The sequence below is a fragment of the Curtobacterium sp. P97 genome, from assembly GCF_023712445.1.
In the GTDB taxonomy this organism is placed as follows: Bacteria; Actinomycetota; Actinomycetes; order Actinomycetales; family Microbacteriaceae; genus Curtobacterium.
In genome coordinates, this window is the sequence record NZ_JAMAYF010000001.1 from 293,518 (window position 1) to 306,589 (window position 13,072).

Sequence of the window (13,072 nt, forward strand, 5' to 3'; positions counted from 1 at the left end):
CGGGGCCGTTGCCCCGTGTGACGCGGAGATGCCTGCCGGGCACGGGACGGACGGGAGGCGCGGGGCGGCGCCGCCACGGGCCTCCCGTCCGTCCCGTGGTGCGTGCGGGACGCCGGCGTCGGTCCGACACGGCCGGACCGGTCTCAGCTCCGCCCGCGGACCAGCGCCACCGCCTGCCGCAGGGACAGGTCCGGCAGGTAGGCCCGCACGACGGCGACACCGATCGCCGGGAGCGCCACCGGGTCCGGGTAGGCGAGCACCAGCGGGTGCAACTCCGGCCCGAACTTCGCCTTGAAGCGCAGCAGCGAGCGGAACCCGTAGACCGGTTCGAGCACGCCGCCCACCAGGTCGAGCAGGTCCTGCACACCCTCGCCCGTGGGGGCACCCTCCGCGGACTGCGCAAGCGGTGCGGCGGACAGGCTGAGCCGCTCGACGCCGTCCTCGCGCATCCGCTGCGCCGCACTCGCGACGAGGAACTCCATCACCCCGTTCGGGGCCGCGCCCGTGCGCCGCATCACGTCGAGCGTCCACCCCACGACCCTGCCGGCACGGTGGCTCGGCAGCCAGCTCGTGACGGCGAGGACGGTGCCCTCGGGGTCGAGCGCGACGAGCGTGCGCACCGCCGGGTCCCGCATCTCGTCGACGCCACCGAGCGTGAAGCCCATCTCGGGCAGCTCGCGCTCCGAGACCCACTCCTCGGAGATCGCCTCGATCTGCCGGACCGTCGCCGGGGGCAGGTCCTGCCACGAGGACCACAGGGCGGTGATGCCCTCGCGGTCCGCCTTGTTCACGGCGGTGCGGACGTCCTGCTTCTTCTTGCCGCTCGTGGTCCACGTGCGGGGGTCGAGGTCGGCGTCCTCCGCGACCGGCAGCGTCTCCCACCCCTGCGCGGTGAGGGTCCCGGCGGCCTCGGTCCCGATGCCGTAGAAGACGGCGGTCCAGCCGTTGTCGTCACACCACCTCGCGAACGCGACCATCGCCGCGTCGCGGGCGTCCGGCCACCCGAAGGGACCGCCGACCGTCACCGCGACCCGCCCGTTGCGGCGGAACGCGACACCGGCGCGGCCGTCCTCGCTGAACCAGTACGCGTTGCCCTGCCAGGTGGTCATCCACCCGAAGGTGTCGCCGCCGGCGGCCTCGAGCAGCGTGCGGGCGCGGAGTCGGCTCTCGCGGAGTCCGTCGACGTCGGCGTCCGGCTCGACGGCGCCCGTGGGACGGACGGCGGCACCGGCCACGACCAGCCAGAGCACCGGGCCAGCGGCGCCGAGCACGAAGCGCAGCGCCGGGTCGAGGGACGCCAGCCGGTCCCAGAACACCACGGGCGACAGCGGGCCGAGCGCCGCGACGACGAGCCGCAGCGGGTCCGCGACCGTCTCGCGCGTGGACGCCGCGGTGACGAGCACGACGGTCGTCACCACGCCGAGTGCGACGAGGACGACCACGGCGAAGGTCACGACGCGTCGCCGTGCGGGCAGCACCGTGAACGAACGGCGGAGCAGCACGAGCACGAGCGCGGTGGCGAGCGGCACGACGACGGAGGCGGTCACCGAGACGGTGACCACGAACCGGTTCTCGGCCCCGTGCAGCTCCGCCGCCCCGGCGGGCAGGAGCCCGTAGGTCACGGCGGCCGCGACGGCGAGCACGACGTCGACGACCACGGCGAGCCAGACCGCGAAGCGACTCCCCCGGAACAGCCCGAGGCCGGCGACGAGGAGCACGAGGAGCGGTGCGACCGCGAGCACGAGCGTCCACGGGTCGGTGGCCCGGTACGCCAGCAGCCCCCGCAGGCACTCGCCCGACGCGCTGTCCGCGTGGCAGCCGTGGACGGGGGTGACCGGCCCGGTGCCGACGACGGCCGCGAGCGGGGCCAGGAGCCCGACGCGGGCACGGGAGAGGAGCGCGATGACCGGACCCACGGCCGACACGAGGACCACGGTGCCGAGCAGGACCCGGGTCTCGCGGTGCGAGCTCCTGGTCCAGCCGATCCGGGCGGGGCCCCGGCGGAGCAGGTCGCCGAGCAGCCACCCGGCCGCCGCCGCGAGCGATGCGTAGAGGTCCGAGGCGTGTCCGGCGTACAGCAGCAGCGCGGCGACGACGGCGACGACGTTGACCCGGATCCGTCGGCGCCACAGCGGGCCGGCGAACGCGCTCGCGGTGACGATCGTCCCGACGATGGCCGTCCACGGGTCGAAGCTCGTCGCGCGTCCGAGCAGCAGCGCGCCGGCCGCGCGGTCGTCCTGGTCGACGAGGGCCGTGAGGGCGCCGAGCCCCGTGCCGACGACGGTGGTCACGACGAACGCGAGGGCCGTCCGCCTGCTGCCCATCAGTCGCTCCGACGCCCCGACGAGCGCCACGACCCCGGCGAGGGTGAGGACGAGCGCCAGCGCCCCGGTGGTGACGGCGAAGACCCGGAAGGGTCCGAAGTGCACGGTGTCCAGGGAGCCGGTGTGCCCGACGACGCGGACGACGAGGCCCGCGATCGAGGTGAGGAGCACGAGGACGAAGACGACCGCCGTGACCGGGTGCCGCCGGGTCGACCTGACGATCCGCGACCCGAGGGCGGCCGCTCCTGACGTGGTCCTGCTCACAGCGCACCGTCCTCCTGCGGGAGACCGAGGTGTGCCAGGACGACCGGCAGTCCGTGGGCCAGCACGTACCGCACGGTGTTCCAGTCGTGCGCCGAACCCGGCGACACGATGACCTGCGTCTGCATGCCCGCACGGACCGCTGCGGCGTGCAGGGTCTCGGTCGACGCCCGGTAGGGGGCGTCGTCCTGACCGTAGCCGAAGACGGTGAGGTGGTCGTGGTACGGCCCGTGCGCCGCCATGATCGCGACGGGCGCCGCGGCACGGTAGGCGGCAGCCGAACCACCGAACGCCAACGCGGTGCTCCGCTGCGCGTCGCCGGTCACCGGGGCGAGCTCGCTCGAGATCGCCAGGGCCGCACCGAAGACGTCGGGGTGCTCGGTGGAGAACTGCATCGTGCACGTCGCGCCCTGCGAGAACCCGAGGATGCCCCAGGCTCCTGCTCCGCTGGCGACCGGCAGGTGCCGCTCGATCCACTGCACCGTGTCGGTCATCACGTAGGTGGCGCTCCTGCCGAGGCGCCGGGAGTCCACGCACATCGGGTTCCGGTTCGGCGCCGCGAGCTGGTCCGGCGACACGACGATCGGGGCGAGGCCGTGGTGCGCGGCGGCGTAGCGGTCGAGGAAGCTGCCGAGGTCGCCGGTCTGGAACATGTCGGCCGGTTGCCCGGGCTGCCCGGAGAGCGCGACGAGGACGGGCAGCCGCGGCGGGTGGGCCACCTGTGCGGCCGGCGGGAGCCAGACCACCGCCTTGCGCGCCCGGAAGTGCGACACCGTCCCCGGGATCGTCACGCTGATGGTCTCGCCCTTCGACGGCATGCCCGCCGGCGCGTGCCAGTCCGCCGCGTCGACCTCGAGGTGCGACCCCGGGTCCGACAGCGGCGGCAGGTCCCGGCTCCGGTAGGGGTTGGTCGCGACGGCCTGCTCGATGTTCTTGTAGAACCCGAAGTCCACGTTGACGCCGAGGCCCGCCGACAGCACGAGCGCACCGGCCGCGGCGACGGCGAGGACCCGTGCGAGCCACCCGCCCTGCACCGCCACGACGAGCAGGAGCGCCACACCCGCGAACGCGAACGCCACCCACATCCGGGTGACCGGGGTGAACTGCACGCCGAAGTCGTCCTGCACGTCGCCGGTCCACCACACGGCGACGAGGCCGATCGCCGCTCCGACCGCCGCTCCCCCGACCCGGACCGCGGCACGACGCAGCCGGTGCCGCTCGTGCACCGGACCGACCAGGACCCACCCGGCGAGGAGGGCTGCGAGGACGTACACCGGGACGAGCAGGCGGCTGCCGGTGATCGGGACGCGGAGGAGTTCGTGGAGCACGGGTTCATCGTGGCCCCGCACCGCTGCCGCACAGCCTCGGAAGCGCTTCCACTGCGCACAGGTTGAGCACTGATCGCTCCCAGGGATGCTCCAGGCGCTCCACAGCGGCATCCGGTTCGCGGACACGGGTCGGAGGGGCGCCGCGGACGACGCCCCTCCGACTCCCTGGTGTCAGGCGGTGCGCCTGCGGAGCACGAGCACGCCGGCTCCGAGGAGCAGGAGCAGGAACGCGATGCCCGCCGGGACCGTCTGCGAGCCGGCTCCGGTGTACGCGAGCTCCGGCTGCGCCGCCGGCGCAGCAGCGGCGGTCGTCCCCGTCGAGGACGCCACGGTCGACCGGGAGGCGCTGGTCGCCGTGACCGCGCCGGCCGCGGTGACCTCCGTGCTCGCGACCGGGACGGTGGTCGCCTCCGGCACCGAGGTGCCGGGGGTCGTCCCGCCCGTCGTGTCACCGGGCGTCACGCCCGGGTCCGTACCGGGGTCGGTCCCCGGGTCCGTACCGGGGTCAGTGCCCGGGTCCGTACCGGAGTCAGTACCCGGGTCCGTACCGGGGTCCGTACCGGGGTCAGTACCGGGGTCGGTGCCCGGGTCCGTACCGGGGTCGGTGCCCGGGTCGGTACCCGGGGTCGTGCCCGGGGTCGTGGTGCTGGTGCCGTCACCGACGATGCCGATGCCGTTCCCGCCGACGGTGATCGGCACACTGATCACGGGGATCACCTGCGTCCCGCCGAGCAGACCACCGTCGCCGGAGGTCGTGCCACCCGCGGCCGGGGTCGATCCCGATCCCGAGCCGGTGCCGGTCGTGCCGGTGCCGGTGCTGGTGCCGTCACCGACGACGCCGATGCCGTTCCCACCGACGGTCACCGGGATCGCGACCACCGGGGCGACCTGCGTCCCGGAGCCCACGCCGTCGTCACCCGACGTCGTGCCACCCACGACCGGGGTCGAACCCGAACCCCCGCCGGTGCCGGTCGTGCCGGTGCCGGTGCTGGTGCCGTCTCCGACGACGCCGATGCCGTTCCCGCCGATCGTGATCGGCAGGTCGACGATCGGTGACACCTGCGTGCCACCGAGCACAGCGTCGTCACCGGACGTCGTGCCACCCGCGGTCGGGGTCGAACCCGAACCCGAACCCGAACCCGGGGCAGCGGTCGGCGCCGTCCCCGTCGCGGAGCCGTCACCGAGCACCCCGATGCCGTTGCCGCCGACGGTCACGGGGACGGACACGACCGGGGCGACCTGCGTCCCGGACGCGATGCCGTCCGAACCGGACGTCACCGGCTCGGCTGCCGGTTCCGGGACCGCCGGGCTGCTCGTCGCCGCGGCCGGAGCGGACGCCGGAGCGGCTTCCGCGTCACCCACGACACCGACGGCGTTGCCGGTGACCGACACCGGAGCGGTGACGTCACCGACGACCTGCGTCCCCGACGCGACAGCGTCCGAGCCGGTCGTCGTCGGAGCAGGAGCAGGAGCCGGGGCGGGCGCGGGAGCCGAAGCGGGCGCCGGAGCGGTCGCCACGGCGTCGCCCGCCACGGCGACCGCGTTGCCGGTCGCCTGCACCGGTGCCGTCACGACGGGCGCGACCTGGGTGCCGGACGCGATGCCGTCGTCACCCGAGGTGCCCGGCGCAGGGGCAGGGGCAGGAGCCGGAGCCGGAGCAGCCGGAGCGGGAGCCGGAGCCGAGCCGGTCGTGGACACGGCGTCGCCGAGCACCCCGAGGGCGTTCCCGGAGACGGACACCGGGGCACTGATCGACGGTGCCACCTGGGTGCCGGACAGGAGGCCGTCGTCACCGGAGGTCGTGGCGGCGTTCGCCACCGCGGTCCCCCCGAGCGTCAGGCCGCCGACGAAGAGGGTGAACCAGAGCCCTCTCGAGACGTACTTGTTCATGGTCGTTCGTTCCTCACTGATCGAGATCTGTCCTCCGACCGCGATCGCGGTCGGGTGGTGCATGCCTGCCGTGCTGGACAGGCGCACCGATCTCAGTCAGGAGCGACGTCGTGGTCGCCGACGACGGACGCGGGGACCACGTCGTCGGCGAGGCTGCCGCGTGACCCCACAACGAGGGAGAACCGGACACCGGAGGTGCCGTCGAGCCCGACGGGCGCGGCGCCCGCGGAGCCGGAGGTGGCACCGCCCGCGGCACCGGAGACGCCCGGGCCGGACGGGAGGCCGTCGTGGCCGTCGCCGTCCGCCGGGACGAGCAGCGCCGCCCCGCCGACGGTCGCCGCGGCCGGCACCGGAGCGGCCGGGGCGGCAGCACCGACGACGGTGGCGACCGCCACGTGCTCGATGGCCGGAGCGACGTCGCGTGCGACGTCACCCGGTACTGCCGGGACACCGGCCACCGTCAGTGGGCCGCTGGCGCCGTCCACGGCGACGGCGGAGGCCGGGGTGGGCGCGTCGTGCCGGACGCGCACCGGCTGCTCGTCCGTGCCGCCCACCGGGGTCGGCGCGGTCCCGGGGACGGGCGCCGTGCCTCCCGGCAGGAGGGGCGGCAGCGGGGCCGGCGAGACGGGGAGCGGCAGGACCGGCGTCACCGGGAGCGGCAGGACCGGGAGCGCGTCCTCGACGGGCGGGAGGACCTGCTCGACCGTGCCGGGCAGCGATCCGACGGTCGTCCCGACACCGTCGACCACGTCGTCGAGCGCTCCGGTGACCGGCGCGGTGACGGTGCCGACGGTGTCGTCACCGAGCAGGTCGCGGGTCACCGGGAGGGCGCCGACCACGCTGTCGACCGTGTCGACGACGCCCGTGACGGGCCGTGCTCCCGTGACCGTCTGCACCGTCTCGGTGACGGGGCGGAGGGCGCCGGTGAGGGTGTCGGTGAGCGGCCGGGAGGCACTGCTCGCCACGTCCTCACCACCGGCGGTCGTCGGCGTGGCCGGGATCGCGGCGGTGCCGGTCGGCGGAGTCGGCGACGCCTGCGGCGTGGACGGGGCCTGCTGGGCCGCCGGCGTCTGCTGTGCGGTCGTCGTCTGCTGGGCCGCCGGCGTCTGCGGGCTGGTCGCTGGGACGGCCGGTGCGGCGTGCTGCACGACCGGCGGTGCCGGCGGGGCGGGACGCGCCGGGGCGGGAGCCGCGGCGGCAGGAGCCGGAGCGGCAGCGACGGGAGCCGGAGCAGCGGGGGCGGGAGCCGGAGCCGCTGGCACCGGGGCAGCGGCGGGCAGTGCGACGGCCTGCCGCACGGGGGCGACCGCACTGTCGACGGCCTGCGTCGCTCCCTGCACGGTGTCGCCGACGTCCTGGACCAGCCCGCTGACCAGCCCGCGCTGCTGCGGAGCCCCCTCGGCTGCTGCGGCCGGACGGGCACCGAGGAGCAGCGAGAGCAGCACGAGCGCAGCGGCGACCCCGACGCCCACGAGGGCGGTCCGGAGCAGCGCGCGCCAGAGGTCGCGCAACGGCTGGTCCATGCGCTCACCTCCTGATCTCGGCTGCGCACGTAGAGTGGTTGACCGGCACTGTACGCCGATCGATCCCGGACCGGAACCGGTCACGGAAGAAATTCTCAGGAAAGGCCGCACGTGGTCTCGATCTTCTCCGCCCCGACGCGCAACCTCGACATCGTGACGCTGCACGAGATCCTGCGGCTCCGACAGGACGTGTTCGTCGTCGAGCAGGAGTGCGCCTACCCGGACATCGACGGCCGTGACCTCGAGCCGGGCACGGTGCAGTTCTGGGCAGGGCAGGGCTCGGTGGACGCCACGCTCCGGCTGCTCCGCGAGGACGACGGCACCGAGCGCATCGGCCGCGTCGCCACCGCCCGGCACGCGCGGTCGCAGGGGCTCGGGGCGCAGCTCATGGAGGCGGCGATCGCCGAGTCCCGCTCGTCGTCGATCGCGATCAACGCGCAGGCGCACCTCGAGCAGTGGTACGGCCGGTTCGGCTTCGTGCGGTCCGGCGACGACTTCCTCGAGGACGCCATCCCGCACGTCCCGATGACGCGCACCCGCTAGGCGACCTGCCGTCCGCGTCCCGGGTCGGTGCGACGTCGTCGGCCCGGGTCAGGCGCGCCAGCGGCGGAGCTCGTCGAACGACCGCCCCTGGTGCGCGCGGTCCGCGACGAGCCGCTCGAACACGATGTTCGTCTGTGTCGTCGCGACGGCGGGGTCCCCGCTCAGCTCGTCGGCGACGAAGTCCCGCAGCTGCTCCGTCGACGTGCAGGCGATGTGCACGAGGAAGTCCTTGTCGCCGGCGAGGAACGCCACGTCCTGCACGACGGGCACCCGGAGCAGGCGCTTCGCGAAGTCGCGCAGTTCGTGCCGGGCCGCGGCGTGCACCCGGACGGACACCATCGCCTCGATCGCGAACCCGAGCTTCGCGACGTCGACGTCGGCCCGGTAGCCGCGGATCACCCCGGCGTCCTCGAGCGCGCGCACCCGCGTCAGGCACGTGGACGGCGCGACCCCGACCGCGGCGGCCAGCCGGTTGTTCGGCATCCGGGCGTCGCCGGCGAGGGTCCAGAGGATGCGCTCGTCGACCTCGTCGAGGCGCGGTGCGGGATCGGGGCGACGGACGGTTCGGTCGGACACGCCCCGACGTTACCGCTGGTCGACCCCCGCGCTACATCGCCAGCGTCATCCCGACCACGGCGACCGTCATCGCGAAGACCTCACCGCTGCGGACGGCTCGACGGTCCTCGCGCGCCCACTCGTACCGGAGCAGCCACCCGCTGAACGCGCAGTAGCCGATCACACCGGCTCCGAGGACCGCGGAGAGCGCGATCCCGTGTCCGGCGTGCCCGTCGGACAGCCCGGTCGCGTGCCCCATCAGGAGCATGCCGGCCATCACGACCGACGACAGTGCCCGGTGCACGTCCATCGGCTCCGCCCGACGCCCGTCCGGCCGACGGCGCCGCAGCACGGGCAGCGGCGCGAGGAGCAGCAGCGTCGCCGCGGCCAGCAGCGTCCACGAGGCGCCCGCCTGCACGACGGGGAGCACCATCGCCACGAGCATCACCGCGGCGGGGACGATCACACCCGGTCGGGGCCGGTAGCGGTCCCCCACGATGCAGCAGACCGATGCGAACTGCGGCACGACGAGCATCGCGTCGGCGACGGTCTCGTGCACGGCGGTCACGGCGAGCGGCGTCCGGGTCGGTCCGGTCGGTCAGTCCTGGGCGCGCGCAGCGGCCTTGTCGGCACGCTCCTGCTTCACGCGGGCGTTCTCGGCGTGCACCTCGGCCTGCGTCGCACGCTCACGCACGAGCCACTCGGGCATCTCCTGCAGGAGGGCCTTGACCTCGGCGGTGGTCAGGGGCTCCTCGACCCCGGCACGCACCAGGCCGGAGATCGACACGCCGAGCTTCTGCGCGACGACCGGACGCGGGTGCGGCCCTTCGCGACGGAGTTCCTCGAGCCACGCCGGCGGCTGCGTGCGGAGCTCGTCGAAGGCGGTCCGGGTGACCGGCTCCGCGCGGAACGACTCCGGGGCTGCCGCCAGCAGGATGCCGAGCTTCTTCGCAGCCGTCTCGGGCTTCATCGTCTGTTCCTGCGCCATGCGTACCAGGGTACGGCCCCTACACTCGGTTGCATGACCGCGGCCCTCACCATCGCCTTCGTCCCGGGGGTCTCCCCCGCGAAGTGGGTCCGGGTCTGGCGGGAACGCTTCCCGGACGCCGAGCTCGGCCTGCTGCCGATCGGACCGACCGAGGTCGACGACGCGCTCACCGGCGAGGCCGACATGGCCTTCGCCCGGATGCCCGTCGGCGCCCACCTCAACGCCATCCCGCTCTGGACCGAGACGGCCGTCGTCGCGATGCCGAAGGACGCGTCCCTCGCCTCCTCCGACGTGGTGACCGAGGCCGACCTGGCCGACGTGCACGTCGTCGACGCCGGGCCCGTGCCGGAGGACGTGTCCGCCGCCCTCGACCTGGTCGAGGCGAACGTCGGGGTCGTCGTGCTCCCCCAGTCCCTCTTCCGCGCGGCCAGCCGCAAGGACCTGGTGGCGAAGCCCCTCGACGGCGCAGCGGGCACCCGGATCGCCCTCGTCTGGCGCGACGCGGACGCCTCCGACACCACCGAGGAGTTCATCGGTGTCGTACGCGGTCGCACCGCCAACAGCTCGCGGAACGCCGCCGACCGACCGGGAGGCACGACGAACGCCGACGACGCCGGCTCGCGCGGAACGCGGGACGGCTCCGGAGCCGGTCGCGGCAGCACCGCCCGCGCCGGTGGTGGCAAGGCCACCGCGAAGCAGGCCGCCGGCGGCAAGGCGGGCGGCAAGGGCGCGCGCAAGCCGCGCGGGACCGGACGACCGGGCACCCAGCGACTCGGCAACGGCAAGCCGAAACGCGGGTCCAAGGGCAACCGGTGACGGACACGCGGCTCGTCCCGATGCCGGCCACGCGCCTCCCGGCCTGGCTGGACCGCACGATGGCGGAGTACGTCGGATCGCGCATGCGGGCCGGTGAGACCCGCGAGCAGGCCGAGGCGAACAAGCAGCGGTCGCTCGACCAGTGGTTCCCGGACGGGGCACCCCTGCCCGACCACTTCGTCTGGGACCTGGTCGACGACGCGGACGCCGTCGTGGGGTACCTCTGGATCGGACCGTTCTCGTCGGGCAGCACCGAGTGGTGGGTGTTCGACGTCGAGGTCGACGAGCCGTTCCGTCGCCGCGGTCACGCCCGACGGGCGCTCGAGGCCGGGCAGCGGGTCGCCCGTGAGCACGGCGCCACGAGCATCGGGCTCAACGTGTTCGGGTACAACACGGGCGCGCAGGACCTGTACGCCGCGCTCGGCTACCGCGTCACCGCGACGCAGATGCAGCTCCCGCTCGACTGATCGCGGCCTGTCAGGCCCAGACGCCGGACGTGCCGCGTCGGTGACTGCCGACCAGGTGCGTGTCGACGATGCCGAGTGCCTCCATCAGGGCGTGCATCGTCGTGGGCCCGACGAACGCGAACCCGCGCTTCCGCAGGGCCGTCGACAGCGCCACGGACGCCTCGCTCGTCGTCGGGACCTCGGCGATCGTCCGCGGCGCCGGTGTCGCGTCCGGCTGGAAGGACCACACGAGGTCGGCGAGCCCACCGTCGGCGCGCAGGGCGATCGTCGCGTTCGCGTTCGTGATCGTCGCGCGGATCTTCGCCCGGTTCCGGACGATGCCGGCGTCCGCCATCAGGCGCTCGACGTCGTCGTCCCCGAAGACCGCGACCACGTCCGGGTCGAAGTCCGCGAAGGCCGCGCGGAACGCCGGGCGCTTGGCCAGGATCGTGCGCCAGGACAGCCCGGACTGGAACGCCTCGAGCGACAACCGCTCGAACACCCCGCGCTCGTCGCGGACCGGCATGCCCCACTCGGTGTCGTAGTACTCGCGGAGCATCGGGTCGGTCGCGGCCCAGACCGGGCGCGCGAGGCCGTCCTCTCCGGTCACCAGGCCGTCGGGGATCATCGTCGGGTCGTCGCTCACGCGTCCATCCTGGCCGACCGCACCGACGACCCCGGGGTCACCGGTCGGTGCCGTCGCCCGTCATCGCGGCCTGGTCCATCCAGACGTACTCCCACCGGTGGCCGTCCGGGTCGGTGAAGCTGCGCTGGTACATGAAGCCGAGGTCGGTCTCCGGGCGGTCCTCGTTCCCGCCGCTCATGACGGCGGCGTCGACGATGCGGTGCACCTCGTCCTTCGAAGCTGCGCTCAGCGAGTTGATCACCTCGACCGTCCCGGGGGCGGCGATCGTCCCGTCGGTGAACTCCTGGAACTTCGCATGCGTGAGGAGCATCACGTACACGGTGCTGCTCACGACGATGCACGCGGCGGTCTCGTCGGTGAACTCCGGGTTCACCGTGTAGCCGAGCGCCTCGTAGAAGCCGACTGCCCGGTCCAGGTCGGTGACCGGCAGGTTGATGAACACCATCTGCTCCACGGTGGTTCCCTTCGTCGAGCACCAACCTGGCGCAGCCGCCCGTCGAGCGCAACCGTTCCTCTCTGCAACCGACTGGAACGTCATACTCTGGTCACGTGGAGCGGGCCTACGTCGACGAGTCCGAGCCCGGCGGTGGGCTCGATCACACCAGCTACGTCCTCGCGGCGGTGGTGGTCGTTCAGTGCCGAGCCGAGACTGCGCGTGCGGCGGTCCGGTCAGCCAAGCCCTCCCGCATGCGGAAGCTGCACTGGTACGAGGCGCTCCGGACACAGCGCATCTCCTGGCTGGACCTGCTCGCCGTCGCGGCAGCGGTCTTGGTCGTTCGCTACGACGGTGCCCCTGCGCGAGCGGAGCGGCGACGTCGGTCGTGCTTGGAGCGCCTCGTGTGGGAGCTCGAGGTCCGCGGGGTGCAGCACGTCGTGCTCGAGTCGCGAGGAGCCTCCTGTGATGCTGCCGATCGGTCGATGTTCGATGCGCTCCGTCGACGAGGCGTCGGTCGATCGGTCCGGTACGAGCACGTCCGAGGGACGGACGAGCCCCTTGTCGCCCTCGCAGACCTGGCCTGCGGCGCGTACGCGTCCGGGATGCACGAGGAGATCGGCGCAGAGATCGTCGTCGTGCGCTGAAGCGACTCGTCGTGCGATGGAGCGAACCGACGTGTCGTGACACCGGGCCCCGAGGCCCGGACAGCGCGAAGCCCCGGGCCCGCGCTGGCTGCAGGCGTATCCGGGGCTCACTTCCGGTCGAGCAACACGCGACCGACATGTCAATGCTAGGAACGATGACCGACGCCGTCAACCGCCCCGTGCCTCCTGGCCGCCCGGTGTTTCCCAGAACGCTCGAAGTGGGAAGCGAGAACGGGCGTACCTGGTCGGATGATCCGACCCGGTACGCCCGTTCGTGCCGGGTACGCCCGTTCGTGTCAGGCGGGCCGTTCAGCCGCGCAGCCGCGCGCAGCGGGGTCAGACCCGCTCGCGCCCCTCGCCTGCGGCGCGCTGGTCGGCCTCGGCCTCGGCCTGCCCGACGATGTCCTCGGCAGGCACCGGGTTCAGCCGGTCCCACAGGAAGAAGAGCAGCCCGCCGACGAGCAGCGACAGCCCGACCCACAGGTTGATGTGGATGCCGCCGGTCTTCTCGGGGTCGGTGTCCCAGTGGACGATGCCGACGATGGTGGTGATCACGCCGTAGAGCACGAACAGGCCGCCGAGGATGCGGCGCAGGTCGAGTCGGCGGGTGGAGCGGACGAGCGCCGCCTGCTCCTCGGTGAGCTTCGTGGTGTCCTCACGCATGGGAGTACT

14 protein-coding genes are annotated in these 13,072 nt (G+C 73.8%); 4 read left to right on the top strand and 10 right to left on the bottom strand.

Features of this window, described 5'->3' with window-relative positions; genetic code table 11:
• Nucleotides 1–143: 143 nt before the first annotated feature.
• The 4 genes from M3677_RS01355 to M3677_RS01370 all read right to left on the bottom strand — a co-directional run bounded on the left by M3677_RS01355 (nucleotide 144) and on the right by M3677_RS01370 (nucleotide 7,326).
• Nucleotides 144–2,588, bottom strand: a complete 2,445-nt coding sequence (locus tag M3677_RS01355; protein WP_251159596.1) for a DUF2156 domain-containing protein — start codon at nucleotides 2,586–2,588, stop codon at nucleotides 144–146.
• Nucleotides 2,585–3,913 (bottom strand): esterase family protein, encoded by a 1,329-nt coding sequence (locus M3677_RS01360; RefSeq protein WP_251159597.1) that lies wholly within the window; start codon nucleotides 3,911–3,913, stop codon nucleotides 2,585–2,587. Before M3677_RS01360 ends, M3677_RS01355 begins: the two co-directional genes overlap by 4 nt.
• 171 nt (nucleotides 3,914–4,084) lie before the next feature.
• Nucleotides 4,085–5,866 carry a hypothetical protein gene (locus M3677_RS01365; RefSeq protein ID WP_251159598.1) on the bottom strand — a complete coding sequence of 594 codons (1,782 nt, stop codon included), beginning with the start codon at nucleotides 5,864–5,866 and terminating at the stop codon, nucleotides 4,085–4,087.
• Between the two features lie 29 nt (nucleotides 5,867–5,895).
• Nucleotides 5,896–7,326 (bottom strand): hypothetical protein, encoded by a 1,431-nt coding sequence (locus M3677_RS01370; RefSeq protein WP_251159599.1) that lies wholly within the window; start codon nucleotides 7,324–7,326, stop codon nucleotides 5,896–5,898.
• 111 nt (nucleotides 7,327–7,437) lie between these two features.
• Between M3677_RS01370 and M3677_RS01375 the strand changes: the two genes are divergently transcribed.
• Nucleotides 7,438–7,869, top strand: coding sequence for a GNAT family N-acetyltransferase (locus M3677_RS01375; protein WP_126892230.1), 432 nt, complete (start codon nucleotides 7,438–7,440; stop codon nucleotides 7,867–7,869).
• 48 nt (nucleotides 7,870–7,917) lie between these two features.
• Here M3677_RS01375 and M3677_RS18275 read toward each other — a convergent pair whose 3' ends face one another.
• From M3677_RS18275 to M3677_RS01390, 3 genes are read right to left on the bottom strand one after another with little or no spacing between them, the layout of a single operon-like run.
• The gene (locus tag M3677_RS18275) at nucleotides 7,918–8,445 is read right to left on the bottom strand and encodes an Lrp/AsnC family transcriptional regulator (RefSeq protein WP_066655337.1); all 528 of its coding nucleotides are present in this window, start codon (nucleotides 8,443–8,445) and stop codon (nucleotides 7,918–7,920) included.
• A 31-nt stretch (nucleotides 8,446–8,476) separates the two neighbouring features.
• Entirely contained in the window at nucleotides 8,477–8,992 is a 516-nt protein-coding gene (locus M3677_RS01385; RefSeq protein WP_066655339.1) for a hypothetical protein, read from the bottom strand.
• 30 nt (nucleotides 8,993–9,022) lie between these two features.
• Nucleotides 9,023–9,412 carry a DUF5997 family protein gene (locus tag M3677_RS01390; RefSeq protein ID WP_066655342.1) on the bottom strand — a complete coding sequence of 130 codons (390 nt, stop codon included), beginning with the start codon at nucleotides 9,410–9,412 and terminating at the stop codon, nucleotides 9,023–9,025.
• Nucleotides 9,413–9,445: 33 nt separating this feature from the next.
• Here M3677_RS01390 and M3677_RS01395 point away from each other — a divergent pair, with 33 nt between their 5' ends.
• Both M3677_RS01395 and M3677_RS01400 read left to right on the top strand, forming a co-directional pair.
• Nucleotides 9,446–10,228, top strand: coding sequence for a LysR family transcriptional regulator substrate-binding protein (locus tag M3677_RS01395; RefSeq protein ID WP_209685023.1), 783 nt, complete (start codon nucleotides 9,446–9,448; stop codon nucleotides 10,226–10,228).
• Nucleotides 10,225–10,695 (top strand): N-acetyltransferase, encoded by a 471-nt coding sequence (locus M3677_RS01400; protein ID WP_066655347.1) that lies wholly within the window; start codon nucleotides 10,225–10,227, stop codon nucleotides 10,693–10,695. The genes M3677_RS01395 and M3677_RS01400 overlap by 4 nt, the downstream gene beginning before the upstream one ends.
• Before the next feature lie 10 nt (nucleotides 10,696–10,705).
• Here M3677_RS01400 and M3677_RS01405 read toward each other — a convergent pair whose 3' ends face one another.
• Together M3677_RS01405 and M3677_RS01410 are read right to left on the bottom strand one after the other, a co-directional pair.
• Complete coding sequence (locus tag M3677_RS01405; protein WP_251159654.1) at nucleotides 10,706–11,302, bottom strand: DNA-3-methyladenine glycosylase I; 597 nt, start codon at nucleotides 11,300–11,302, stop codon at nucleotides 10,706–10,708.
• Between the two features lie 55 nt (nucleotides 11,303–11,357).
• The gene (locus tag M3677_RS01410; RefSeq protein ID WP_245172227.1) at nucleotides 11,358–11,765 is read right to left on the bottom strand and encodes a VOC family protein; all 408 of its coding nucleotides are present in this window, start codon (nucleotides 11,763–11,765) and stop codon (nucleotides 11,358–11,360) included.
• Nucleotides 11,766–11,869: 104 nt separating this feature from the next.
• Between M3677_RS01410 and M3677_RS01415 the strand changes: the two genes are divergently transcribed.
• On the top strand, nucleotides 11,870–12,400 hold the full coding sequence (locus M3677_RS01415; RefSeq protein WP_251159600.1) for a DUF3800 domain-containing protein: 531 nt from the start codon (nucleotides 11,870–11,872) through the stop codon (nucleotides 12,398–12,400).
• Between the two features lie 336 nt (nucleotides 12,401–12,736).
• Here the strand turns inward: M3677_RS01415 and M3677_RS01420 are convergent, their stop codons facing one another.
• Nucleotides 12,737–13,063, bottom strand: a complete 327-nt coding sequence (locus tag M3677_RS01420; RefSeq protein ID WP_194074877.1) for a hypothetical protein — start codon at nucleotides 13,061–13,063, stop codon at nucleotides 12,737–12,739.
• Nucleotides 13,064–13,072: the final 9 nt, after the last annotated feature.

Excerpts from the sequence above, each read along its gene's own strand:
- M3677_RS01405 (WP_251159654.1), bottom strand. The coding sequence starts at position 11,302 with ATGATCCCCGACGGCCTGGTGACCGGAGAGGACGGCCTCGCGCGCCCG.
- M3677_RS01395 (WP_209685023.1), top strand. The coding sequence starts at position 9,446 with ATGACCGCGGCCCTCACCATCGCCTTCGTCCCGGGGGTCTCCCCCGCG.
- M3677_RS01410 (WP_245172227.1), bottom strand. The coding sequence starts at position 11,765 with ATGGTGTTCATCAACCTGCCGGTCACCGACCTGGACCGGGCAGTCGGC.
- M3677_RS01365 (WP_251159598.1), bottom strand. The coding sequence starts at position 5,866 with ATGCACCACCCGACCGCGATCGCGGTCGGAGGACAGATCTCGATCAGT.
- M3677_RS01390 (WP_066655342.1), bottom strand. The coding sequence starts at position 9,412 with ATGGCGCAGGAACAGACGATGAAGCCCGAGACGGCTGCGAAGAAGCTC.
- M3677_RS01420 (WP_194074877.1), bottom strand. The coding sequence starts at position 13,063 with ATGCGTGAGGACACCACGAAGCTCACCGAGGAGCAGGCGGCGCTCGTC.
- M3677_RS01370 (WP_251159599.1), bottom strand. The coding sequence starts at position 7,326 with ATGGACCAGCCGTTGCGCGACCTCTGGCGCGCGCTGCTCCGGACCGCC.